At 48.3% G+C, this 24,783-nt stretch carries 17 protein-coding genes and 5 tRNA genes; 9 read left to right on the forward strand and 13 right to left on the reverse strand.

All coding sequences use genetic code 11. The annotated features are described in order from the left end of the window. Positions 1–36 precede the first annotated feature (36 nt). Positions 37–1,788 carry a PTS ascorbate-specific subunit IIBC gene (locus TSUB_RS15765; protein ID WP_087020652.1) on the reverse strand — a complete coding sequence of 584 codons (1,752 nt, stop codon included), beginning with the start codon at positions 1,786–1,788 and terminating at the stop codon, positions 37–39. Between the two features lie 391 nt (positions 1,789–2,179). Here TSUB_RS15765 and ulaR point away from each other — a divergent pair, with 391 nt between their 5' ends. From ulaR to TSUB_RS15790, 5 genes are all read left to right on the forward strand, one after another. After that, positions 2,180–2,935 (forward strand): HTH-type transcriptional regulator UlaR, encoded by a 756-nt coding sequence (gene ulaR / locus TSUB_RS15770; RefSeq protein WP_087020655.1) that lies wholly within the window; start codon positions 2,180–2,182, stop codon positions 2,933–2,935. A gap of 111 nt (positions 2,936–3,046) precedes the next feature. Continuing rightward, entirely contained in the window at positions 3,047–4,114 is a 1,068-nt protein-coding gene (ulaG, locus tag TSUB_RS15775) for an L-ascorbate 6-phosphate lactonase (RefSeq protein ID WP_087020658.1), read from the forward strand. Between the two features lie 201 nt (positions 4,115–4,315). Further along, positions 4,316–5,437, forward strand: a complete 1,122-nt coding sequence (locus TSUB_RS15780; protein ID WP_087020661.1) for a serine/threonine-protein kinase — start codon at positions 4,316–4,318, stop codon at positions 5,435–5,437. Continuing rightward, positions 5,437–6,000, forward strand: coding sequence for an ECF-type sigma factor (locus TSUB_RS15785; RefSeq protein WP_087020664.1), 564 nt, complete (start codon positions 5,437–5,439; stop codon positions 5,998–6,000). Before TSUB_RS15780 ends, TSUB_RS15785 begins: the two co-directional genes overlap by 1 nt. Before the next feature lie 164 nt (positions 6,001–6,164). Further along, the gene (locus tag TSUB_RS15790; RefSeq protein ID WP_087020666.1) at positions 6,165–8,303 is read left to right on the forward strand and encodes a hypothetical protein; all 2,139 of its coding nucleotides are present in this window, start codon (positions 6,165–6,167) and stop codon (positions 8,301–8,303) included. Between the two features lie 52 nt (positions 8,304–8,355). Here TSUB_RS15790 and TSUB_RS15795 read toward each other — a convergent pair whose 3' ends face one another. Beyond that, positions 8,356–9,732 carry an MATE family efflux transporter gene (locus tag TSUB_RS15795; RefSeq protein WP_087020669.1) on the reverse strand — a complete coding sequence of 459 codons (1,377 nt, stop codon included), beginning with the start codon at positions 9,730–9,732 and terminating at the stop codon, positions 8,356–8,358. A 290-nt stretch (positions 9,733–10,022) separates the two neighbouring features. Here TSUB_RS15795 and TSUB_RS15800 point away from each other — a divergent pair, with 290 nt between their 5' ends. Further along, entirely contained in the window at positions 10,023–10,877 is an 855-nt protein-coding gene (locus TSUB_RS15800; RefSeq protein WP_087020672.1) for an efflux RND transporter periplasmic adaptor subunit, read from the forward strand. A gap of 339 nt (positions 10,878–11,216) precedes the next feature. Continuing rightward, the gene (locus TSUB_RS15805; protein ID WP_087020675.1) at positions 11,217–12,650 is read left to right on the forward strand and encodes a YjiH family protein; all 1,434 of its coding nucleotides are present in this window, start codon (positions 11,217–11,219) and stop codon (positions 12,648–12,650) included. Between the two features lie 59 nt (positions 12,651–12,709). On the opposite strand, the gene traF is transcribed toward TSUB_RS15805, so the two are convergent. The 5 genes from traF to TSUB_RS15830 all read right to left on the reverse strand — a co-directional run bounded on the left by traF (position 12,710) and on the right by TSUB_RS15830 (position 19,687). Continuing rightward, a complete protein-coding gene (gene traF, locus TSUB_RS15810; RefSeq protein WP_087020679.1) occupies positions 12,710–13,879 on the reverse strand; it encodes a conjugal transfer protein TraF in 1,170 nt (389 codons plus the stop codon). A gap of 291 nt (positions 13,880–14,170) precedes the next feature. Further along, positions 14,171–15,109: an ABC transporter permease gene (locus TSUB_RS15815; RefSeq protein ID WP_087024661.1), complete on the reverse strand. Its 939-nt coding sequence runs from the start codon at positions 15,107–15,109 to the stop codon at positions 14,171–14,173. Positions 15,110–15,111: 2 nt separating this feature from the next. Continuing rightward, positions 15,112–16,089 (reverse strand): ABC transporter permease, encoded by a 978-nt coding sequence (locus TSUB_RS15820; protein WP_087024664.1) that lies wholly within the window; start codon positions 16,087–16,089, stop codon positions 15,112–15,114. A gap of 239 nt (positions 16,090–16,328) precedes the next feature. Continuing rightward, positions 16,329–17,882, reverse strand: a complete 1,554-nt coding sequence (locus tag TSUB_RS15825) for an ABC transporter substrate-binding protein (RefSeq protein ID WP_087024666.1) — start codon at positions 17,880–17,882, stop codon at positions 16,329–16,331. A 77-nt stretch (positions 17,883–17,959) separates the two neighbouring features. Then, the gene (locus tag TSUB_RS15830; RefSeq protein ID WP_087024668.1) at positions 17,960–19,687 is read right to left on the reverse strand and encodes a dipeptide ABC transporter ATP-binding protein; all 1,728 of its coding nucleotides are present in this window, start codon (positions 19,685–19,687) and stop codon (positions 17,960–17,962) included. A gap of 854 nt (positions 19,688–20,541) precedes the next feature. On the opposite strand from TSUB_RS15830, the gene TSUB_RS15835 reads away from it, so the two are divergent. Continuing rightward, positions 20,542–20,997 carry a DUF5680 domain-containing protein gene (locus TSUB_RS15835; RefSeq protein ID WP_087024670.1) on the forward strand — a complete coding sequence of 152 codons (456 nt, stop codon included), beginning with the start codon at positions 20,542–20,544 and terminating at the stop codon, positions 20,995–20,997. 201 nt (positions 20,998–21,198) lie between these two features. Here TSUB_RS15835 and TSUB_RS15840 read toward each other — a convergent pair. The 5 genes from TSUB_RS15840 to TSUB_RS15860 form a co-directional block, all read right to left on the reverse strand. After that, positions 21,199–21,275 (reverse strand) — tRNA-Pro (locus tag TSUB_RS15840). 23 nt (positions 21,276–21,298) lie between these two features. Next, positions 21,299–21,374: transfer RNA gene (locus tag TSUB_RS15845), tRNA-His, on the reverse strand. A gap of 43 nt (positions 21,375–21,417) precedes the next feature. After that, a tRNA-Pro gene (locus TSUB_RS15850) sits at positions 21,418–21,494 on the reverse strand. Positions 21,495–21,577: 83 nt separating this feature from the next. Then, positions 21,578–21,653, reverse strand: a tRNA-His gene (locus tag TSUB_RS15855). A 26-nt stretch (positions 21,654–21,679) separates the two neighbouring features. Then, positions 21,680–21,756: transfer RNA gene (locus TSUB_RS15860), tRNA-Arg, on the reverse strand. Between the two features lie 279 nt (positions 21,757–22,035). Between TSUB_RS15860 and TSUB_RS15865 the strand changes: the two genes are divergently transcribed. Further along, entirely contained in the window at positions 22,036–22,449 is a 414-nt protein-coding gene (locus TSUB_RS15865; RefSeq protein ID WP_087024672.1) for a c-type cytochrome, read from the forward strand. A 61-nt stretch (positions 22,450–22,510) separates the two neighbouring features. Here the strand turns inward: TSUB_RS15865 and uvrD are convergent, their stop codons facing one another. Beyond that, positions 22,511–24,685: a DNA helicase II gene (gene uvrD, locus TSUB_RS15870; protein WP_087024674.1), complete on the reverse strand. Its 2,175-nt coding sequence runs from the start codon at positions 24,683–24,685 to the stop codon at positions 22,511–22,513. Positions 24,686–24,783 lie beyond the last annotated feature (98 nt).

Consider the following 24,783-nt stretch of genomic DNA (forward strand, 5'->3'; position numbering starts at 1 on the left):
GCGGCACCTGTTTTTATCGTGTGTAGGGTCAGTCAGTTAGGCGAAGTTTTTCTTGATGATGTCGAGTAGCTCATCACCAAACGAGTTCGGGTTGAGCATGTTCTGGACACCCAGCACATATTTCCCCTCCCCCGGATCCATCTCCGCCGATAGGTGTTTAGACGAAACAATAATGTCGGTCGTTGCCAGCTTCGATTTGTAATCCGAGACCGCACAAGAATCCATGACATGCGGAATACCTTTCTTCTCGAGGTATTTGCCGATTTTCATTTTCATCATCATGGAAGAGCCTTGACCATTGCCGCAGACAGCGAGGATGCCCACCGGTCTGACGCCATCGCTCATCTCAATGGCTTGCTTCACTGCTTCGATCACTTCAGGCTCATCGGTTTGCACCACTTCACCTTGCCTATCTTCTTCTTCTCGCAGTTGTTTCGATGCAAAGAACATGTAAACAGCGGAAAGGCCAAGTAACACAAAGAAGAAAGCTTGTGAGGCAGAAAGGCCTTGCATGATTGGCGGGAAGACCAATGCCCAATCTGCCATCCCCATCCAACCGCTGAACTCCGCGCCTTGCTGGCTAAGGATATGGATCGCCCATGCCGAGCCGACCACTTCAATAATCCCCATCACGAAACAGATTTTCATTACCGCGCGCCAACCACCAAAGTGGTTTGCGAACACGCCAATGGTGGCATTCGAGAAAAACATCGGAATAAAGCCGGGGATAATCATGATAGGTGCATCAAACGCCAGCATCGCAAGGACAGCAACAAACTGACCGATCGCGCCCCACATAAAACCGAATACCATGGCATTGGGTGAGAACGCATAAATAGCGGCACAGTCAATCGCCAACACAGCATTGGGGATCACGCGCTCGGAAATACCTTTAAAGGCCTCTGACAGCTCCGCAACAAACATCCGCACACCTGTCACAATGACTTGAATCGCGACCGCAAACTTCAAGCCAGTCTCAAAAATATAGATAGACCAGTGTGTATTACCCGCCATTGACTGCAGGTTTTCTAAGCCAAACGAGAGCAAGATGATGCCAAAAAATACCGTCATGACGATGGCGGTCGCCGCAATACTGTCGTGGAAAATGTGTAGCCATTTGGGGAGTTCTAACTGATCAACACTCTCGTTTTTATCGCCGAGCTTTGGCGCAACTTTGGTCGCAATCCAAGACGCGACTTGTTGCTGGTGGCCAATTGAGAAGCCCGCACCACCCGTCACTTCCTCGGTTGGCTTAAACATAATGTTGGCGGAGATCCCCCAATAGAGCGCCATCAAAATCGCAGAGTAGAGAATGGTTTCCCACATGCCCGCGCCCAACACAAAGTAGAACACCGCAATCAATCCCGCTTGCTGGAACATGATGTGCCCCGTCAGCATGATGGTACGAATCCCGGTATAACGACGGAACAAGACCAAAACAATGTTGATCGCTAAGGCAAGAAGCACTGCATATCCGACCCATGAGTAGTTATCCCCCATGGTTTCCATGGTCGCCATCATTGAGGTATAGGGATCGATCACTGACCCCGTCAGACCATGAAACTCAGATAATTTAGAAATGACAGGCTTGAAGCCAGCAACCAGGGTCCCCGCCCCGACTTGCACTAACATAAAGCCAACGATTGTTTTTATAGAACCTTTTAGGATGGTGGTTGCGTCTCTTCTAAGAAGCCAATAGCCGATGAAGGTTACTAAACCCAGCAGTAGCGGGGCTTTGGTCATCACTTGGCTGTAAAATATATAGAAGATGTCGTAAAGGAACTCCATATCTTTACCCCTAGGTTGATTGTTTTCACGTGTAGGTCAGAGTGATTTCATTTTTTATGACAGAAATCTACTCAGCATTTGCTCACGAGAAAAACCTTAGCAATCACAAGTAATCATTCAATGCTCACTTGTGATTATTTTGACATCAGTCAATTTTGACGAAAATTTATCCTCATTATTGATACCTTTATCACATAAATCACGTCACCACCCTTCATAGCCAATTAAAATCAACGACTTACATTAAATCACAATTCAAAGTGTATTTTTGTCATTGGAATGTTTGACTTTCTCTTGGCTGAAACATAGAATCAAAACAAATCAAAAGTAATCACCAAATAATCACTACAACGAATCATGGTGATAACATCCTTTCTAAAAGGTGATAGAGATGAATGAAGTACAGCGACATAGCGGCATCTTATCGTTACTGGAAGAGAACCAGACGATCAATGTGGCGCATATCATTGAGCATTTCGACGTGTCCCCAGCAACTGCGCGTCGTGATATTTCCAAGTTAGATGAACTCGGCAAGCTACGTAAGATCCGTAACGGTGCAGAACGGATTGAGATGAAGAAAAAGAAGTGGACGCCACTTAATATCAACAGCACCGAGCATTACGAAGAGAAAACCCAGATTGCTTTAAAAGCCGCGGCACTTTGTGCGCCGGGCGACAGTGTCGTCATCAACTGCGGATCTACCGCCTTCCTACTCGGCCAAAAATTGTGCGGGCAAGATGTACAGATAGTCACTAACTACTTTCCGCTGGCGAGCTATTTGATTAATGAAGACCACGACGATGTCATTATCATTGGCGGTCAATACAATCGTGCGCAGAACATCTTTCTTAACCCCGCCCCCAACTCGCTTGGCGGCTATGCGGGTAACTGGATGTTCACGTCCGGAAAGGGCCTGACCGAAGCCGGCCTCTATAAGGCCGATATGCTGACGGCAGTTGCTGAACAGCAAATGTTAGAGCAGATAGATAAGCTGGTCGTGGTCGTCGATAGCTCAAAAGTGGGGCAGCGTACCGGGATGCTATTTTGTCCAGCACGCAAAATAGACATCTTGATCACCGGCAAAGACGCTGACCAAGACGTCATTCACGCCATAGAGGCACAGGGCACCCAAGTTATCCTCGTATAACGCCCACCTCTCAGAAACAAGAACCTTTCGCTCAGTGCCTCTTCCTGATAGGGGCGCTTAGCCCCCTACGTCCAAAATTTGATAAAATTTGTGAAACAACAAGGTGTTGCTATGAGTAAAGTAAATGAAATTACGCGCGAATCATGGATCCTAAATACATTCCCTGAGTGGGGAACTTGGCTAAATGAAGAGATCGAGAATACCGTTGTCGAACCCAATACCTTTTCGATGTGGTGGCTAGGCTGCACAGGTATCTGGCTTAAGAGCGAAGGCAACACCAACCTCTCTATCGATTTTTGGTGTGGCACGGGTAAAAAAACCCAAAAGAATGCCTTCATGAAAAATCAGCACCAGATGATGCGAATGGGCGGCGTTGAGGCACTGCAACCTAACTTACGTACCGCCATTTTCCCAATGGATCCCTTTGCCATTAAAGAAATTGATGCCGTATTGGCCTCACATGATCATGCTGACCACATTGATGTGAATGTTGCCGCGGCAGTACTGCAGAACTGTGGCGAACACGTCAAATTCATTGGACCTCAAGCCTGCGTCGATCTCTGGTTAGGCTGGGGCGTACCCGAAGAGCGCTGTGTGGTGGCGAAGGTGGGAGACGTGATCGAGGTTGGCGATATCAAGATTCGCGTACTCGACTCCTTTGACCGTACCGCCTTAATCACCTTGCCAGAAGGCACCTCTTCCCATGATAAGGGCATTCTAGATGGTATGGACAAACGAGCCGTTAACTACTTGATTGAAACCAGCGGTGGTTCGGTCTACCACTCAGGAGACTCTCACTACTCAAACTATTACGCGGCCCATGGCAACGAGTACCAAATTGACGTCGCGCTGCTCTCTTTTGGTGAGAACCCGCGCGGGGTAACCGATAAAATGCCCGCCTCAGATATTTTGCGTGCGGCAGAAGCGCTTGATTGCAATGTGGTAATGCCTTTCCATCATGATATCTGGGCTAACTTCCAAAATGATCCACGTGAAATCGAAGTACTGTGGAATATGAAGAAAGATCGCCTTCAGTACCAGTTTGCCCCCTTCTTCTGGCAGGTCGGTGGGAAATATACCTACCCAACAGATAAAGGACGCATGCATTACCAACACTTCCGAGGCTTCAAAGATATCTTTAAGAATGAACCGGAACTGCCCTACAGAGCGTTCCTCTAAGCGCTATGCATTGCTCACCACGGTGGTCGGCCCTTCGGGGTCAACTGCCGTGTTTCCTCACCCTCATCGCCCCAACATTCCACTACTTATACGCACCATTGCACAATAATCCATCAAACAATATACAAGACGCAATACAATATGGTGGCAAACCATTCATATCATGTACAATTGCAATGACTTTCTTATCAATTGCGTTTCATGAAATCAACATCGCTACTCTTTTATCGTTGGCACCAACTCTCCGCTATGGAGCGCTTTAGTCTGTTACATCGACTCAAACGAGCTGATCGCCAAAAGTTTCAAAGCCTTGTGGCGCTACTAAGCGCGGATAAAGAGAACTTTACTGACCTCTTACAGCAAAGTGTGCTGGAAAAGGCACCCGCACCCAACTGGCTCAATCAACAGTGGGATAAATACCGCTTAGTGGAGCATCTCGGTGAAGGCGGGATGGGCAGTGTGTATCTTGGAGAACGCTGCGACAACGTGTTCTCTCAACAGGTTGCGATCAAAATCTATCATCGCCATCTCTACTCACTGTTGCAGGCTGATGTGTTGTTTGGCGAAGCGGAAATTCTCTCTCGCCTCCACCATCCGGCGATTTCCGATATTATCGATGCTGGGGAGTTCAATGGCTATATCTATCTCTGCACCCGCTATGTAAGAGGAATCAGCTTGCAGCAGTGGCAACAAAAGCAACCGCTCAAACCACGCCAAGCCATGCTGTTATTTTCCGATATAGTTGACGCTATTGCCCATGCTCACCAACATGGCGTTGTCCATGGGGATATAAAACCGGAAAACATCTTGATAGATGCCCAACGCCGCCCAACCTTGATCGACTTTAATCTCACTCAAGCCATCCAGTCACGTACCCCATCCCCCCTATTAGCCTGTACCTCCGATTTTGCCGATGTGGATGACTGTAAAAAGCGTGGGCTGACCCAAGAAAATGACCTCTATGCGCTCGGCAAGTTGCTGCTTTGGTTACGTGCAGGCAGTGCGGCTAACAAGTTTGCCAAGCGTATACTGGATGGCGACTTTGTTGATATTCAACAACTTCAACGGGCATTGCGACGGCACAGTCACTATCCGCGGCTTGGCATCATCGCACTCATTTTGGCTTCACTGACGTCATTCAGTGCTGGTGCACTCTACTTTCATGAACAGCATACGGCATGTGAAGACGCGCTGGTCGACTACTTCATTGCCCAGCAAAGCGCTAACACCGATCAGGCAAATAAACATATTGCGATGCAAACCTTAGCAGCGTGCGAAGTCGACATGCTCTGGCAGCACGTACTCAGTGAGACACTCCCCTAATGCCGCCTTTAACCCACTTTATTCAACGGTCCCAGCGCGGTGACAGCAACGCCGAGCATGATCTATACCAACACGCTTATCTGCGTTTACATGCGATAGCGCAGCAAGCGCGACAACGGGTAAAGACCCGCTTTGGATCAGACAATCCTGTCAGCAACGACTGCTCACAACACACCACAACCTTAGTGCATGATGCTTATCTCAAATTGCGCAGTCACACGAGCGTCAGCAATCAGCGCGAATATTTCCGGTTAGCCGCCAAGGTGATGCGGCAACTGCTCATTGATAATGCGCGCCAATGGCAAGCCGTTAAACGTCAAGCCGATATTACCGTCCACGATGAAATCTGCAGTGGTATCGCTTACCAACACATTGATGCTTGCTTCGCCCACTTTGAAAAACGCTACCCTCGTCAAAGCGAAATCGCCCAACTGCGCTACTTAGCGGGACTCAGCATTGCTGAGATCAGTGAGCTGCTTTGCCTCAGTGAAAGCACAATTGAAAAAGATATTCGCTTTGCGCGTTGCTGGCTTGTCAAGCACATTCACAATTCGGATAACTGACGCACAATAATTTACGGAAACTGAACGCTTTTACGTGTCTTTTAATCTCTTTTCGCGACGTCACAATACCCTTGCCGAGGGAAGGTGTTCCCCCTCGGTCCTCTGACACACCTGTTCTCCCCCGATCAGGTAGAGAAATCAAATAAAATCAAAATGGATAAATAATGAAACAGACCAGCTTTTTAGCAATGTCCGTTGCGCTAGCACTTACTGGTTGTGGTGGTTCTTCTGGTGGCGACACCACAACCCCACCTGTCGCCAAAACGTTTTCAGTCACCGCCATTGATGGCTATCTGCATAAAGCAGAAGTCGCGGTGGGTGATCTCTGTGAAACGCGCATTGGCTTGACCGATACTAACGGCAACATCGACATTCCTGTCGCTCACCAAGGTAAGAAAATTTGTGTGTCCGCGACACAAGGTGAAACTGTCGACATGAGCCGCGGTATCGTTGAAAAGAGTTTCAACCTTGATGCCCCAGCAGGTTCTGACATTGTTAGCCCAATGACCAACATGGTTGCTGCCAAGATGGCAGCGGATAAGACCCTGACAGAAGCACAAGCCAAACAGCAAGTTTCTGAACAGTTCACTGCGCTTAATGTGACTGAAGATGAGCTCTTTGGTGACTACATCGCCGACGCCTCAGCCGGTGACAAAGAAGCGCAAGCGCTGGTCTCTATTGGTGAAACTCTGGTTGATAACAGCGAACTCGATGTTGAAAAGCAGCTCGCTGCCTCTAAATCTCTGGCCGAGACCACCAGCAAGATGATTGAAGATGGCGATGATTTAGAAGACTTCTCTCCTATCATCGAAGCCGCAGAAGACGACTCCATCACTGTGGTCGCGAATCATCGTCCGCACGTGGCGCTAGACGCACCGTTGAAAGACGTCGACATCGTGCTGGGTGATGCCTTCCCTGATCATAACGCTATTGGTTATTTCGCCGATAAAGATGGTGATCAGCTCACACTGAGCATCGCTTACGAAGATGGCGAAGCCAAAGGGCTGCGTTTTGAAAACAACATCCTAACGGGCACACCAACCCAATCCGGTGAGTTTGATATCCACTTCTATGCGACCGATGCGCATGGCGCGCGCTCATACCCTGTTGAGCTCGAACTCACGGTCACTTCGCCAAACCAACCACCGGTCGTTGTTGAAGACGAACGTAAGGTGATCCTTGCTCAACTTGAGCAACTTGACGCTACGCAAGGCGAAGACCTCAATGCAGACATCGATATCAGCAACCTCTTTGATGATGCTGATGACGACGAGTTGAAGATCGCGGTCACCGCAGACATTCCTGGCGTGACTGCCGCTATCACAGATGATGCGTTAGTGCTAAAAGGTCAACCTACTGGCCACGGTAACTTCACCATCACACTCACTGCACAAGATGGTGTCAACACAGAAGAGGCCACCACGGCATTCACACTAGCGGTTGCTAAAGCGCAAGTGCCGACCACGCACCCACTTGAGAACAAGACATGGTACTCATTAGAGTGGGGCAGTGATGACGGCGACGAAGGCACCCGTGATTACACTCGCGTTTGGTGTGATGCAACCCGCCTGGAAAAGGGTGAAATCTTCTTTGTCGAGCGTCAGCCAAGCCACCGCACTCAGTGTAGTGATGCCAACATGCAGAAGCTGGGCACTTATAAGATCGATGCTTCAGGTGCTATCGTGGCGACCATCGAGTTTGAAGAAGATGGTGAGCAACTCAAAGAAACGGTGAATATTACGCAACAGCAAACTGGCCATAGTGTGGCAGAGGGTGCGCAAACCATTCTGTTTGACACGGGTGAAGACACCGCAGAACGTTACACTTGGTTTGCTAACGCAGCAGATGCAGAGCGCCATCTGAAAATCCGTTCGGATGACTCATCAGAAGATCGTATGCTGCCATTCATTCTTCCTGCCGACGAGTCTGACACCTTCATGCTAGGTTCACTGTCTGTGCAAATGAGTGAGCGTACTCACCCAAATGACAATGGCAAACATGATGTTGATTTGTTCTTCGATCCTGCTGAAGGCAACACCTTCCAGTGTGCTGAACTGCTAGAGTTCTACAAGTCTGCGGAACTGACGGGCCCAGGCATCGGTAACTTCTGGTTTGATCTGAACAAAGACAACTGTAACGACGTAGAAGGCACCAGTGCTGGCATCGACTTTGATATCTATGAAGGTATTGAGAAAGGTGGCGTTTATAGCGTGATCGTCTATCCAAAAGAGCACTACAACGGCCAATTCGTTGAAGCCGTTAAGCTCAACGTGACGTGGACAGGTCAAGGTAATACTGAATAATCCCAATACCGACCACGCCGTAAAACAAAGCCCAGCCTCTGCTGGGCTTTTGTTAATTCACCGCTTCTAAATCTGAAAGGGTATGATTAGTTAGCCACCGTCTCGAAGCAATCCGCCACGTCGACAAGACAATTTTGACAACTTCTTCTGCGAACACGGCCATGTAAATCACCGCGATAGGCACAGGTGTGACAAAAGCCAATAACGCCACTAAGGGTACGCCAACGCCCCACTGGGCCACCGTGTCTTGAATAAGACAGAACTGATTGTCACCTCCTGCCCGTAACACTCCAACAATCATGCTAATCGGTAATGCGCGAATAACCACACCGACTAACAGAACAGTGTAGAAATCCTCTGCGGTCGATAAGGTGGTGCCATCCAACCCTGAGAACAAACCCAGAACCCAAGATTTCAGCGCCCACAAAACAATCGCCGTGATTACGCCGAATAACAGGCTCAGGCCTACCGCAATTTTGGCAATCTGATAGGCGCTCTCCATCTTATTTGCGCCAATCTCATTGCCAATCACGACTGATGTCCCCGTACCGACGCCAATCAAGAAAGCAATCGCAATCGACTCTATCGGAATCATTACCGTCAGCGCCGCTAAGGCTTGCACATCAATATGACCAAAGATCACGCTATACATGAACAAGCCAAATGAGTAGAGGAACATGTTAACAATCACTGGCGCAGACAATCGGCAAATGTTTTGTAGCTCGGCTAACGAAAAACAGTGACGCAGTTGATGGCGAGAAGGGAAGAGTTCGCTCTTTTTCCATCCCAGAAAAAGCACGAGCAACCCGACTTCAACCACACAACTGATAAGGGTGGCGTAAGCTGCTCCTTCAATACCCAGAGCGGGCATCCCTGCCTTACCGAATATCAATAGATAATTTAGGCCAACATTGAGCAGCACGCCGAAACAACTAAATGCAGTAGGAATGGTGGCGCGATGTATCGCCCTTAGCCCCGTCGCGACGACAATCCCAATCGCCATCGGCAAGGTAGCCCACGCCACAATAAAGAGGTAATCCGCCCCAAACCCGGCAATTTCAGGTACCGTCGTGGATAATCCCATGACCTGCTGCGGTAAACCTGCAAAGACTGCATTAATCAATAGCGCTAAAAGAGAGCAGAGCCCTAACGTGAGTAAGAAGGCTCGTTGCAGACCAATGCTATCGCGCTTTCCCCAATACTGCGCCAGTAGCACACCGCCGCCCGTTGTGACGCCGACAATCAAGAGTGTTGCAATGTATGATGCGCGACCAGCAATCCCCATGGCTGCCACTTCATGATCACCAAGTTGACCTAACATCATGATGTCGACCATGCTTCGTGACGAAAACAGCAACATCTGCAAACTGACAGGTACCGCGATGGCTAACAGTTGACGAATATGCGCTTGGTGTTGCGTTAATTGCATGTGCTCTCTCCTTAAAGCGGGGACATCGCGACTTTTTATTCTCTGAAAAACCACAGCGTGCTTTTCAGCAAAAGCCGTCGCAAACTTAGCTGAACAAAATCTGAACAGAGATGCAAAAGACACGCTTGACGTTTCGATCTGTGACTGCAAAGACGGCTGAAAAAAGACCAGTTTGTTACAATGAACATGTCGTAAAAGCTGGTCAGATGTCCCTTTCGAGTACGTACTATCGCTTACTCACGCCCCTCTTTTCTGACCAAAGATGCGGTCTTTATCCTTAGGAGGCTGTTATGCGTTTTTTATTGCTTGCGTCGATAGCGCTACTACTGAGTGGATGTAATTGGGACAGATTTGCCTTTCTCAGCCCGGAAGTAGCCAGTACCGAAATCTCCTCAGTCGCCGTGTACCCGCAATATCGACTGTCTGGCGAGCTCACCTCACCACACTCCGAGATACAAGCCCCCATAGCGGGTGTCCTCAGCGCACGCTATGTCAATTCTGGGCAATTTGTCGAATCGGGAGAGCGGCTCTTTTCTGTAGAGGATGCCGAAGGGCATAGTCGAGATATCAAAGCCACCACCAGCGGCCGTATTGGTGATATCCGTTTTGAAATGGGAGAGGTCATCCCGACCAGAGGCAGCGTGATTGCTGAACTCTCTCATGCAGAGCCGATGACACTACACATTCATGTCAGCCGAGAAGCATTAGGTTACTCTTATTTGAAGACCCTTCTGCCCGACAACATCGAGCTCTCTTTGCAGGCGTCACCCGAACTGGTTTATCACTACACAGCGCAAAGCAGCGATGTCATCCGAGGAAAAGAGTACAGCCGTACAGTGGGTTTTCATACCACCATACCTAACCCCGAGGGGCAGTTGATCAGTGGATCCACGGTGGATGTTGTGGCTACCGCACAGCGCAAAGTGGATATGCTTGCTGTTCCTGAAGCGGCTGTCTACCACACCCCTAAATACAGTTACCTGAAACTCGTCGACCATCGTTATCGTGTTGTAGAACGCAAAGTCAATGCTGGGCGCCAATATCAAGGGCTGCGCCTCATTCGTGGGCAAGTCTCAGAGGGCGACATCTTAGTCATTGATGACAGAGTCCGTGAGGGTGACCGAGTACGGCTCACCCGCCATTGATAGTGAACGTTCACCCTCAAAGCGGCCAATCGATGGCCGCTTTTTGCCTTCAATGACCTCCACTTTGCATGCCTTCTCACATCGAACAAAAAATAACCACGCATTTTTCATTAAAAATGTCGCCTTCAACACATATAAAACAACAAGTTAGACAACGCCGCCTTGAATAGAACGCAATTCACACTGAATAAAGAGTCACAATTGCAAATAGACTATTCCATTCTTAATGCAAAAAATGTAATATCTCACTCCCTGATTAAGGATGATCAGTGAATAGTTATTCTAAAAGAATAAAATTTAGTCAATGTTTCTTATTCAGATCAAGAAGTAAGGTCAGGTATGCAAAATCAGGCGGATCTTAGCCTCTCATCAAAGAGTAAATGGTTAACCTTTATCCTTCCATCACTGCTCGGCGTATTCCTTTTCATGGCGCCTATCACCCAGTTCGATGCGGATTCGGGTAAAAACATCATTACTATCCCTATTGCGATTCTTGCTAAAGGTTTCTTGTCGTTTTTTGATGGCGCAGCACCGGCAATGGTGACAGGGATTGTCTGCTTTAGCGCTTTGATGTCTGTCATCAACCGCGTTGCAAAGCCGGCGTTTATCGGGCGTTCTGACTTTTTAAACCACCTTTTCAGCCCATCAACACCTTGGTTTATCGTCCAGCTATTAGGTGCGTTCTTCGTGACTGTCACCTTCTTGCACAGCGGCGATGTTGCCGATAATGCCTCCATTCTACAAGTGACGCTAGCCACCATCGCGAGTGGTGATACTGGCGGGCTGGTTTTACATGACTTAATGCCAACCTTGCTTTCCGTTTTCATCTTCGCAGGACTTCTCCTCCCTCTGTTGATGAACTTTGGATTACTTGAGTTTGTCGGCGCACTCTTTACTCGCGTCATGCAGCCAATTTTTAAGCTACCGGGACGTTCTGCGGTTAACTGTATCGCATCATGGCTAGGCGATGGTTCTGTTGGGGTGCTGCTTACCAGCAAGCAGTATGAAGATGGGCTTTATACCCAGCGCGAAGCGGCCGTCATCGGTACCACATTCTCAGCGGTATCGATTACGTTTAGCCTTGTGGTTCTGACCCAAGTTAGCTTGCAGCATCTGTTCATGCCGTTCTATTTAACCGTCTGTGTTGCTGGACTTGCTGCTGCGATCATCATTCCTCGTCTACCCCCATTAAGTAACAAGAAAGACACCTACATCAATGGCGATAGCCAAAAAATAGACTTCGAAGCCATTCCCGAGGGTCAAAGCGTTATCGGCACCGGTCTAGAAAAAGCGTTGGAAAAGGCGTCACAAGTCAAGAGTGCGCGCAGTGTCATCAACGAAGGTGTTAAAAACGCGATGGACATGGTGCTCGGCGTACTTCCGGTTGTCATGGCCATTGGTACCATTGCGCTGGTGATTGCTGAGACGACACCGCTATTCAATTGGCTCGGTGCGCCATTCGAACCTTTCTTGCGTCTACTACAGATACCAGAAGCGGCAGAAGCCTCTAAGACCATCGTGGTTGGTTTCGCCGATATGTTCCTACCATCGATTCTCGCTACTGGCATTGAATCAGACCTAACGCGTTTTGTTATCGCTGCGATGTCTGTTACCCAACTTATCTACATGTCTGAGATAGGTGCGCTACTGATTGGTAGTAAGATTCCAGTGAAGCTGTGGGAACTGTTCATTATCTTTATCTTGCGTACCCTGATCACCCTACCTGTGATCGCCTTGATGGCACATGGGATGGCAGCCATTGGCTTGTTGTAACGCTCATAAACAACAACGCCCATAAACAACAAAGGCGACCGGATGGTCGCCTTTTTCGTTTATAGGGTAAAGATAAACTGCGCTGCTGCTCCGTAGCGATTATCACCACTGTACTCGGCTGACACATCCAACCCAAAGCGGCCAAACGGAGTAAAGCCTAAGCCCAATGAATAAACATCATCAGCATTCGAGGTCATGCTATGTTGATAACCCAAGCGCAACTGCGCCCAACGCCAAGCATCCACTTCAACGCCCAAACGGGTAAACTGGGTTTTATAGTCCATGCCTTTGAAATAGCGTTTGCTGTTTAGGTCAATATCCAATGCGGTGGTTAACCACGCGTTTTGGTAGCTCGCACCCACAACATATGTGGGTTCAACCACCATCACATCAACACTACCAACTTGAGAGAAGTTGGTCTGCAAGCTCTGCTTGATCAAATTGCGAGCAACAAAACCCACCGTTGTTTGCGCCGTCGGCTGAATGGTCATCCCCACATCGACGTTGAAGGCCCCCTTTTCGGTATACTCATCACCGAACTCAAACTCATCGTCATCAAAGTCCGCCGCTTTGGTGTGATAGTTGATTGCCATTAAATGTTGGTACTTGGGCGAGATACCTAAGTTAACACGATAATCTTGCTCACCCACCTGCAGTAAGTAGTCCGTCGCAAAGGTGAAACCGACATCACCAACCGCGGCACCGACACCTTGTACTGTCGAGTGCATCCGACTGGTTACATCACAGTAACTGCGTGGCTCTTTGCAAGGCTGATTGAAATCGATGTCGTAGTCACGAGCATCGACATTCGCCGTTGCCACCGTCGCCATTTCTGCCTGAGTAAAAAAGCTCACACTCAGGTAGCGATTCGGGATAGCGATAACCATGCCAACGGCCGCATCCACCATCCCTTTACTGTTATCCAGTTCGCGTAGAGCCTGCTGCCAGTTATCACTCAGCTCGGCAGACACCTCACCACCAGCGCTTAATACATCGTCGATTTGATCTGAGATTTCAATGAAGTGATCGGTTTTGTTGTAAAGGTCATCACCATCATGCGCACTGACTCGTACCGAAGGGAACAGCATGCCAAAGTTGTCGCGATCTCGGTCGTAGTTCGCCGCCAATGCTGGGTTGTACATGGATGCACTTAAATAGTCACCAGAAGCAACACCTACGCGTCCCATCCCCACGCCTCGCGCGTCAGCTAGGGTACCTGTTGCTACCATTGCCAAGCCACCTGCCAAAAGTGCTTTGCATAATTTACTCTTATTAAACATATTATTAGAATTCTCAGGACTGCTTTTTCAATCCGGCGTATTCTAAAGAAACTGTTGTAATTGAGTAGGTAAATTAGCGAGCAATGTCACACTAATTTGATAATTGTGATCTGACGCAGCATATTGCTTCATCTGGCGCTACCACGATACAGCGGGCATTCATCTGAGGCATCTCACCTTCCCTTGCGCAAAAAAAACGGCCTTTCGGCCGCTTTGTAAAACGTGTTGTGGATGGCATTACTAATCTTTATAGATCTTAGGGTTGAAGACATCACGTAGCCAATCACCCAGCAAGTTGATAACCAGAACCAGCGTGACAAGCACGATACCTGGGAAGGCAGTGATCCACCACGCACCCGAGAAAATGTACTTAAAGCCAATGCTGATTAACGCACCCAGTGATGGTTGGTCTACCGGTAGACCCAAACCTAAGAACGACAGTGCCGCTTCTGACATGATTGCATTCGCGACCTGTACGGTTGAGATAACCAAGATGGGCGACAAACAGTTTGGCAAAATATGACGGAACATAATACGCGGAGCTTTAAAGCCCATGACACGCGCCGCTTCCACATACTCTTTCTTCTTCTCTGCCAATACGGATGCTCGGATCGTCCGCGCATACTGCGGCCACTCGGCCACACCGATAATCACCACCAGCATCACCACCGCATATTGGCTGTAGAAATCACTGCCAAAGCTGGCTTTAAAGATGGCCGAAACAATGATCGCCACCATCATGGTTGAGAACGACAGCTGTACGTCCGCAAAACGCATCAGGAAGCTATCCACTCGGCCGCCAAAGTAGCCCGCTGACAAACCGATGATGATGCCTAAGAACAGCTGCAGCGCAACCGCAAAGAAACCAATGGTCAGTGACAAGCGTGAGCCGTAGAGGATGGTCGATAAAATATCGCGCCCTTGCTCATCAGTACCCAGCACGAAGTTCTCATCCCCGCCTTCCATCCAAGAGGGTGGTAGTTCTGAGTCCATAATGTCGATCGTTGTCAGATCGTAGGGGTCTGTTGGCGCAATGAGCGGCGCCGCCAGAGCAAACACTAAGAACGTGAGGAAGACAGCAAAGCTTGTCATCGCCACTTTGTCGCGCTTGAAGTGATACAAGAAATCTGACTGTTTGAAACGCTCCCAACGAGAAGGAGCAGCAACGGATTGGCTCATGATTATGCTCCTTTTCCAGTTAGGTTAACCGTTGGGTTGATGATGCCGTACAGCAAATCAACAATGGTGTTGGTCACAACGAAAATCAGACCAACAAAGATGACGTACGCGGTGATCAGCGGCGTATCAACGCGGTTAATCGCTTCGAGGAAGAGGAAGCCGGTACCCGGCCACTGGAATACGGTTTCGGTCAAAATGGTGTAAGCCACCATAGTACCGATCTGCACACCCCCTACCGTCAACACGGGCAGCATGGTGTTTTTCAGCGCGTGTTGGTAATAGATTTTATTGAGCGCCAGACCTTTCGCTTTACCGAACTTGATGTATTCCGAGCTCAACACTTCAAGCATTTCAGAGCGAACTAAACGGATGAACAGCGGCAGCATGATCGATGCCAATGCAATACAAGGTAGAACTAAATGGCGTAAGCCATCGATAGTAAAGAAGCCTGATTCCCACCCAAGGACATTGGCCGTTTCACCTCGCCCATAAGACGGCAGCCAGCCGAGCTCTATCGAGAACACATACATCAGCATAATCGCAGTTAAGAAGACCGGGATAGAGATACCGATACTGCTGAAGGTCATGATGGCTTTCGTAAAGAAACTTTTAGGGTGTATCGCCGAATAAACCCCTAATGGTATGGAGAGCACAATAATGATAAGCGTGGCGCCGAACACCAACTCAAGGGTGGCAACGAGCTTATCCAGAATGACTTCTACCGCGGGGCGCTTAAAGAAGTAAGATGTACCGAGATCGCCTTGTAGGGCCGAGCCTACAAAACGAGAATATTTAGCGATGAAGGGATCATTGAGGCCTAGCTCATCACGCAACGCTTGGCGCTCCGCTTCCGAAACCGATTGACCGACCAGCTCACGCAGCGGATCACCCAGATTATCCTGAATGGCAAACGCTACCAAACTGATCACAAACATCACTATCAGTGCCTGAAACAGGCGCTTGACCAGAAACGAAAACATTCCTTGCCCCTTTTCTTTCCGTAGATTTCAGTCTGCAAAATCGGCTAACCGCGCCGACTGCAACTTTCAGTCTGAAAAATGGTACTCAACCCGACTGAAACAAAGTTAAGCACCAAAAATCATTATTCGCACCTAGCTACAGCCAATAAGCAGAACTAGGTGCGAGGGTGTTTGAGTAATGAACTTAACGTCGATTACTCAACGACGACTTATTTAACGACGGTTTACTTCACCACGACTTACTTAACGACGAGGTCGCCAAAGTATGGGAAGTTCATGCCGTTAACGATTGGACCGATCTCAACATTGCTCTTTGCAGCCCATGATGGGTCTTGCCAGTGTAGAGGTACAAACGCCGCTTCGTCGTACAACGTTGCTTCCACTTGCTTCAGCAACTCACTACGCTTAGCAAGGTCTGTCATGGTATTGGTCTCTTCAATCAACTTGTCGATCTCAGGGTTTGAGTAGTGACCGCAGTTGTACTGACCTTTACCCGTTTCAGCGTTACGCGTCATGGTCAGGAACTCAGTGAAGTTACCTGAATCCTCAGTATCTGGGTGCCAACCGATCATCAGCATGTCAGCCGCACACTTATCGAACTCAGGCCAGTACTGCGCTTTAGGCATTGTCTTCAGATCAACCTTAATACCGATCTTAGACAGCATTGCCGCCGTTGCTTGAGCAATCTTGTCATCGTTTACGTAACGGTTGTTTGGCGCCATCATGGTTAGCGTGAAGCCATCTTCATAGCCTGCTTCTTTCATCAGCGCTTTCGCTTTGTTCAGATCGAAACGTGGCTTAAGATCTTCGTTGTAACCAGCGTAGCCGACTGGGCTCTGCTGAGCGGCAGCCGTCGCCGCACCCTTCATGATGCGCTTAGCAATACCCTCGTTATTGATTGCGTAGACAATCGCTTGACGAACGCGCACGTCTTTCAGTGCAGGGTTGCTGTTTTGGTTCAATTGGAACGTGATAACACGCGTACCAGGCATGGTGTAAAGCTCAATGTCTTTCGCCTTTTCGATACGTGTGTAGTCGTTTGGAGAGACTGGTGCAATCATGTCAACGCCGCCAGATAGCAGTGCAGCAACACGTGTCGCAGACTCTTTGATAGGGACTAGAGTCAGGTTCTCAACATTCCCTTTGCTCTCGGTATCCCAGTAGCTGCCAAAACGCTCGAACTGAACTTGAACACCTTGCTCACGAGACGTAACAACGAAAGGACCTGTTCCAGAAATGTTTGTTGAAGCGAATGAGTTACCGTGTTTCACGATCTCGGCTTTGTCTTTGCCGTCAGCCGTTGTGCCTGAGTAAAACTTGCTGTCCATCGGGAAGATGTACGTAGCAACGTTCTCTACTAGCGGATAAGTGCCATCTGTTTTGATGTCGAAGGTGAAGTCATCCACTTTATTTAGCGCAACAAGCGGTGCAAAGATGCCTTTGAAGTCAGGAGACTCTTTTAGACGATTGAACGTCCATACGACATCGTCCGCAGTGAGGTCATTACCAGAGTGGAATTTAACACCTTGGCGCAGTTTGAAACGAATAGTTTCGTTATCAATACGCTCCCAAGATTCAGCCAAGCGAGGTTCAAAATCCATATCTTGAGTAAAGCGAATCAAGGGATCAAAGACCATGTGAGATAGCTGCATGGTGCCGCCAGACAACTGCTCATGTGGATCCAATGACACAGGGTCTGCGTCGTACGCCACTTTGATGTCCGCAGCCGCGACACCGAAACTCAATCCTGCAGCTATTAGGGCAGTAGCCAGCTTCGTCTTGATGGTTTTCATTGCATAACTCCTTTATGCAGGGAGCAAGCTCCCCTCTTTCTACGTGTTGTGTTTGGATGGTTATCGTTTAGACGCCATCAGCCAGATACCGCATCACTGGCAGAGGCATTTCGCATCCCAGTGAACTCCGGCATTAGAGATATAAGCTGTTGGCTGTACTCGTGCTGAGGTGAGGTAAAGAGTTGTTCAGTCGGCGCGACTTCTAACAAAGTGCCCTTTTGCATCACCCCAATGCGATCACACATCTGACGAATCACCGGCAAGTCATGGCTGATGAACAACATCGTCAGGTTGAGTTCGTCCTGCAAATCCTTAAGCAGGTTCAAGATCTGCGCCTGAACCGAGACATCCAGCGCGGAGGTCGGTTCATCACAGATCAAAAGACGTGGTCGAGTCGCCAACGCACGCGCAATCGAAATACGCTGACGTTGACCACCCGAAAATTCATGGGGATATTTCACCCCGGAGGCACTACCCAGGCCGACATGGTCTAGCAGGTCAGCAACAATCTGACGGGTCTGCTGCTCATTCTCCGTCAACTTATGGAAACGAATCGGCTCAGCGATAATGTCCTGCACTTTCATGCGGGGGTTCATTGACGTGTAGGGATTCTGAAACACCATCTGCATTTGGCGGCGCATAGGTCGACGGGCTTTTTCATCTTTCAATGCCGTTAAATCAACACCTTCAAAGACCACACGGCCTTCATCAGGCGGATACAGGCCAGCAATCACACGAGCGATCGTGGATTTACCTGAACCGGACTCACCGACCAAGCCAAAGGTTTCGCCTTCAAAGACTTCAAAGCTGACATCATTTGACGCCTGTACATATTGGCGGCGGCTTTCAAAAAAGGAATCTTTGGTAACAAAACGCAAATTAACGTTATCGACTTGCAGTAACGAACCCGTGTATGCGCGGTGGTCTTGGCTTTGGCCCAGCCAGTGGGTTTTGACATCGAGCTGCTTCATCTCACCCGCTTCTTCGATGTAGTTCACCAGTGGGAAGCGATCAAGTTTGATATCAGAACGTGGCACCGCTGAGATCAAGCTGTGTGTATAGGGATGTTCCGGTTCACCAAGCACTTTCTTGGTTTCACCAAATTCAACTAAATCACCACGATACATGACAGCGATACGGTCAGTGACATTCGACACCACGCCCATATCGTGAGTCACCAACATACAACCGACATTTTTTTTGATACACAAATCACGAATCAAGGCCAAAATTTGGTCTTGAATCGAGACGTCGAGCGCGGTGGTTGGTTCATCGGCAATAATCAGATCAGGTTCACCTGCCAAAGCAATTGCAATCACAACACGCTGACGCATGCCGCCCGAGAACTGGTGAGGGAACTGCTTTAAACGGTTTTCCGGTTGAGGAATACCGACTTGTTCCATCAAAGACAAAGCACGTTGATAAGCCTCTTCATCCGACACATCCATATTGGCGTGGATTGTCTCTTTTAACTGATGCTCAACCGTAAATAGCGGGTTCAGAGACGTCATCGGGTCTTGGAAAATGAAACCGATCTTGGAACCGCGAACCTTACGCATCTCCTCAGTCGACAGGCCCGAGATCAAATCACCATCAAGGTAAACTTCACCACTCGCTATTCGGCCTGGAGGACTTAACAGATCGATCACCGCATTACCTACAGTCGATTTGCCCGCGCCAGATTCACCCACAACACCGACAATCTCACCGCGCTGGATTTCAAAACTCAGCGATTTCACCGCCGCATGTACGCCATGTCGCGATGGATATTCGATACGAAGGTTTTTAACTTCCAATAAAGCCATGTTCCGATCCTAAGCTGTTTTGGCATCCCTATGCCTGTCTGAAAAACTGCATCCTTTCACTAACAACAATTGTGCTGGTCAGAGAAGCGCCTATAAAAATGGCAAACATTTCACATAAAATCAACAAAAGCACGATAAAAAACTGAAAATAAACACCTTTATCGAATAAAACATCACCAAAACTGACTAAATATAGCCATTGTGGTTTATATCAATAAGTATACAAGATTCTGCATTTTTCGGTACTTTCATCACAAAATAACGATATCGCACCTATTTATCACATCAATTGCACCGAAAGCGCGCAGGAAGATTAGCATTAATAGCCACTAAATATAAAAAAACCAGCATAATAGTTGGAAGTTTAGCAGTAACATAAAGCAATAGATTTTCATTTACAATGCATTCACAAAACTCAAAAATTCGAATAAAAAAGCACCTTGTGTTGAATAAATAGATATATCTGGTGTAATTATCTAAACAACCCAAGTGACTATCGGGGCTTATTACATAATCCCCAAAGTGCTGCCTTATGCACCCAATTCGGTGTTTTTACCTTTTTCACAACAATCAAACCTGTGAGATTTACTGTCTAATTTACCAGTCAATTTTCTCTCTCACGTATCAAGCACAAAGTATAGGTGCTACTGACTCAGCACTGCGTACTTTTCAATCAGATTGCAAAACAAAGACACTTTCCCTCACTTCGGTAGTCTCGCTAGACACAACACGCTGCATATCTAGTGACACTCTCTGTCAGCAGCTTCAGCGTTATTCGTCACCGCCCCCAATTTCAAACAAGCCAATCCATTACCGTTGAGTCAGCAATGAATCGCATCACAAGGAGAGCGAAAATGACCGAACTCAAACACTTTATTGTCAAAGCAAAGGCGAATAGCTACGTCAACAACGCCCCTAAGTGCTTGCCCTCGCGTCAAGATGCACACGAGATCCAATTTCAGGAAGAGCGCTACCAATACGTAGATAGCTACTTTGGTGGTACGGATTTCTTAGGCCAAGAAGTGGTGTATTTGGATGGAAAGGCAGTCTGGGCGATGAACTACTATGGCCGAATCATCACACCCAGTCTTTATGATGGTGAGCAAGCAGGCAAAGTGATCTGTCAAAGTTTGTCCTTGCTCTATCAATCAGGTGAGTTCTTGAAAAACTTCGAGCATACAACACCTTGGGGCCACTATCACGACTCATTTTCTGGCGATATCCGCACTTTCACTGGCTACGAGTGGATCACGCTACAAGAGGAAAAAGTGTATGAGCTGCATTACCACGGTGGATTGATAAAAGATTGACCCGCTAAAACAAAAAAGCCCGTCAATTCTGACGCGGACGGCCAGTCGAGGCTTTTAAAAGTGGTCGGTGAAGAGGGATTGACGCGGCTGGGCTGCCAGACCCCGCCCCTTAGCGCAAGCTATTCAAATAAAGCCACTCAGCTCAAGTCATGTGCGCTAAAACGAAAAAAGCCCCGTCGATTCTGACGAGGCTTTTAAAAGTGGTCGGTGAAGAGGGATTCGAACCCCCGACCCTCTGGTCCCAAACCAGATGCGCTACCAAACTGCGCTATTCACCGAAACTGTATTCTTTTAGAAAGAATGGGGTGGCTAACGGGACTTGAACCCGCGACAACCGGAATCACAATCCGGGACTCTACCAACTGAGCTATAGCCACCACAAATTTTGTTTTCTTACCGCTATTGCGTTAAGAAGAAGAGTGGTCGGTGAAGAGGGATTCGAACCCCCGACCCTCTGGTCCCAAACCAGATGCGCTACCAAACTGCGCTATTCACCGAAACCGAATCTTTTTACCCATTAAAGTGTCAACTGGATCACTCTAATGTAAAGATTGTCGAAATTAATCAGCAACCTAGAATATGGGGTGGCTAACGGGACTTGAACCCGCGACAACCGGAATCACAATCCGGGACTCTACCAACTGAGCTATAGCCACCAACGATGTTTCCGTGCCATTTAGAATGGCGCGCCCGACAGGATTCGAACCTGAGACCTTTGGCTCCGGAGGCCAACGCTCTATCCAGCTGAGCTACGGGCGCTCAATGCCCCATCGGCGAGGCTGAATAATACGGATCACACTGCCTCGCGTCTAGCATTTTTTTCAAAAAAATGTCCTTTCGCTGCAATAATAACCAAATAAGCCTTGATACGCTTCATACAAATAATTGCTGAATATTTCGCGACCACAGCTTAGGGGATATACTTACCCTGTTTTTACAAAAATACAACCTTTTGCACCAATATCGCGGCGAAAATCAATCTTGTTTTTCGACCGTATATAAAAGACACAATAAGACTGGAAGTGTAAGGTGAGCTCAATGGAAACAAGTTTGCGTAAATTAATGACGGCCGCTGCCGCAGCGTTGATATTTTCAACATCAGCAATGGCCGCCAATATGTCAGATGATGCGATTGCTGAACGAATTAAACCAGTAGGCTCAGTGTATCTGGAAGGGGATGCGCCTGTGGAGGTTGTCAATTCTGGGCCTCGCAGTGGCGAGAAAGTCTATGGCACATTTTGTATTGCGTGCCACGGTGCGGGGGTTGCAGGTGCACCCAAGGTCAACGATAAAGCGGCTTGGGAGCCACGGCTTGCAGCAGGTATGGATATGGTAACGCAGAACGCCATTCAAGGTTTTAATGCCATGCCAGCGAAAGGGACCTGCATGGACTGTTCTGATGAAGAGATTGTTGCCGCTATCAATCACATGGTAGCTGACATCGTTCAATAATTTCTCTCAAAATACACCATCAAAAAGGGAGCCTTTGCTCCCTTTTGTTGCTGATGTGTGCTTACATTGGCTCTAATTTCGCGTACTGAGTCACCAGCCACTTAATACCTTCACCATTAAAGGCAACTTGCACACGACTTTGCGCGCCCGCCCCTTCATAATTAATGATGGTTCCTTCGCCAAACTTGGGATGCTTCACGCGTTGGCCTAATGAAAAACCGGTTTCATTAAAGTTGGCATTGACCGTACTCGTACTAAAGCGACCTTGAGAGGAGGCTGGACGAGAGACTTTGGCTTTCATCCGCACTTCTTCAACAAACTCTTCTGGAATTTCCCGAATAAAGCGCGATGCTTTGTGAAAGTTATCTTTGCCATATAAACGCCGCATTTCTGCGTGCGTCATATAAAGCTTCTCCATTGCACGCGTCATACCGACATAACAAAGGCGTCGCTCTTCTTCCAAACGCCCAGCCTCTTCAACAGTACGTTGACTCGGGAACATACCCTCTTCCACACCGACCATAAAGACGAGAGGAAACTCCAATCCCTTCGCACTGTGCAAGGTCATTAATTGCACCGCATCACTGAACTCATCAGCCTGACCTTCGCCCGCTTCAAGCGCAGCATGGGTGAGAAAGGCGGTGAGCTTAGGCATCTCTTCCGCTTCTTCAGGGATTTCAAATTGGCGTGCAGCCGTGACCAGCTCTTCCAAGTTTTCTACGCGAGCTTGCGCTTTTTCGCCCCGCTCCTGTTCGTACATAGCGCGAAGCCCTGAGTGACGAATCACCTTATCCGTCTGTTGGAAAAGCTCATCTTCACGGGTGTCATCTTCTAACGCATTAATCAATTCCAAGAAGCGCGTAATCGACGTCCTTGCACGTCCGGCGAGAGCTTGCTCTTCCAATAGCTGTTGTGCCGTCAACCACATGGTTTGGCCGCGATCCCGCGCCGCACCACGAATGGTTTCCAAAGTACGATCCCCAATGCCGCGTGTCGGGGTATTCACAACACGCTCAAATGCAGCATCATCATTACGGTTAGCGATCAAGCGCATGTAACTGAGTGCATCTTTAATCTCTTGACGCTCGAAGAAGCGCATCCCGCCATAAATGCGATAAGGCATACCTTGTTGAATCAAGGCTTCCTCTAACACGCGCGATTGTGCATTGCTCCGATAAAGAATGGCGCTATCTTGCAATGCTCCCCCATTCTCCTGCCAAGTTTTGATTTTACCAACGACAAAACGCGCTTCATCGAGTTCATTAAACGCGGAGTAAACCGAAATTGGCTCGCCTTCTTGGCCTTCAGTCCACAGACTTTTCCCCATACGCTCGGTATTGTTTTCAATTAGGCTGTTTGCCGCTTTCAGGATATTGCCCGTCGAGCGGTAGTTTTGCTCTAATCGAATCGTCTGCGCTTGAGGAAACTCATTGAGAAAGCGCTGAATATTTTCAACTTTCGCACCACGCCAGCCATAAATGGACTGGTCATCATCACCAACGATCATGACGTGACATTCTGGTCCGGTCATCATGCGTAGCCACGCATATTGAATGCTGTTGGTATCTTGAAATTCATCAACCAAGATATGTTTGAAGCGCGCCTGATAGTGGTTGCGAATGTGCTCATTATCACGCAGTAACTCATGACATCGCAGCAGGATCTCCGCAAAGTCGACTAACCCAGCGCGATCGCAAGCTTCTTGGTAGGCGGTATAAATTTGTAACCACTGCTGCTCAATGGGGTCATTGTAGCTTTGAATATGACGAGGTCGTAAACCTTCATCTTTCTTGCCATTGATGTACCACGCTGCTTGACGAGGTGGCCATTGCTTTTCATCGAGGTTGGCCGCTTTGATCAAGCGGCGCAGAAGGCGTTGCTGATCATCGCTATCAATGATCTGAAACTCCTCTGGTAGCTTCGCATCGAGGTAGTGAGCACGGAGCATGCGGTGGCATAAACCATGGAAAGTCCCATTCCACATACCGGATGTACCGTAATCGATCAGTTGATTGATTCGTCCACGCATCTCAGCAGCCGCTTTGTTGGTAAACGTTACCGACATAATCTGAAATGGCGTTGCTTGCTCCATTTGCATCAACCAAGCAATACGATGGACTAACACACGTGTTTTACCACTGCCTGCGCCAGCGAGCACTAAATGGTTACCTAGCGGAGCGGCAACAGCCTCACGCTGTTTGTCATTAAGACCATCGAGAAGATAAGAAACGTCCATCGTAAATTACTGGTTATTTATACATGGCGTGCAGTATACCAGCCGATCGGGTTGGCGTCGCGCACAAATCCAGCGCCCAAAAATATTTATACGAAGCG

The organism is Thaumasiovibrio subtropicus (assembly GCF_019703835.1).
Lineage (GTDB): Bacteria > Pseudomonadota > Gammaproteobacteria > Enterobacterales > Vibrionaceae > Thaumasiovibrio > Thaumasiovibrio subtropicus.

What these genes read in the sequence shown, in the direction of transcription:
- TSUB_RS15765 (WP_087020652.1), bottom strand. Translation starts at nt 1,788, where the DNA reads ATGGAGTTCCTTTACGACATCTTCTATATATTTTACAGCCAAGTGATG.
- ulaR (WP_087020655.1), top strand. Translation starts at nt 2,180, where the DNA reads ATGAATGAAGTACAGCGACATAGCGGCATCTTATCGTTACTGGAAGAG.
- ulaG (WP_087020658.1), top strand. Translation starts at nt 3,047, where the DNA reads ATGAGTAAAGTAAATGAAATTACGCGCGAATCATGGATCCTAAATACA.
- TSUB_RS15780 (WP_087020661.1), top strand. Translation starts at nt 4,316, where the DNA reads ATGAAATCAACATCGCTACTCTTTTATCGTTGGCACCAACTCTCCGCT.
- TSUB_RS15785 (WP_087020664.1), top strand. Translation starts at nt 5,437, where the DNA reads ATGCCGCCTTTAACCCACTTTATTCAACGGTCCCAGCGCGGTGACAGC.
- TSUB_RS15790 (WP_087020666.1), top strand. Translation starts at nt 6,165, where the DNA reads ATGAAACAGACCAGCTTTTTAGCAATGTCCGTTGCGCTAGCACTTACT.
- TSUB_RS15795 (WP_087020669.1), bottom strand. Translation starts at nt 9,732, where the DNA reads ATGCAATTAACGCAACACCAAGCGCATATTCGTCAACTGTTAGCCATC.
- TSUB_RS15800 (WP_087020672.1), top strand. Translation starts at nt 10,023, where the DNA reads ATGCGTTTTTTATTGCTTGCGTCGATAGCGCTACTACTGAGTGGATGT.
- TSUB_RS15805 (WP_087020675.1), top strand. Translation starts at nt 11,217, where the DNA reads ATGCAAAATCAGGCGGATCTTAGCCTCTCATCAAAGAGTAAATGGTTA.
- traF (WP_087020679.1), bottom strand. Translation starts at nt 13,879, where the DNA reads ATGGTAGCAACAGGTACCCTAGCTGACGCGCGAGGCGTGGGGATGGGA.
- TSUB_RS15815 (WP_087024661.1), bottom strand. Translation starts at nt 15,109, where the DNA reads ATGAGCCAATCCGTTGCTGCTCCTTCTCGTTGGGAGCGTTTCAAACAG.
- TSUB_RS15820 (WP_087024664.1), bottom strand. Translation starts at nt 16,089, where the DNA reads ATGTTTTCGTTTCTGGTCAAGCGCCTGTTTCAGGCACTGATAGTGATG.
- TSUB_RS15825 (WP_087024666.1), bottom strand. Translation starts at nt 17,882, where the DNA reads ATGAAAACCATCAAGACGAAGCTGGCTACTGCCCTAATAGCTGCAGGA.
- TSUB_RS15830 (WP_087024668.1), bottom strand. Translation starts at nt 19,687, where the DNA reads ATGGCTTTATTGGAAGTTAAAAACCTTCGTATCGAATATCCATCGCGA.
- TSUB_RS15835 (WP_087024670.1), top strand. Translation starts at nt 20,542, where the DNA reads ATGACCGAACTCAAACACTTTATTGTCAAAGCAAAGGCGAATAGCTAC.
- TSUB_RS15865 (WP_087024672.1), top strand. Translation starts at nt 22,036, where the DNA reads ATGGAAACAAGTTTGCGTAAATTAATGACGGCCGCTGCCGCAGCGTTG.
- uvrD (WP_087024674.1), bottom strand. Translation starts at nt 24,685, where the DNA reads ATGGACGTTTCTTATCTTCTCGATGGTCTTAATGACAAACAGCGTGAG.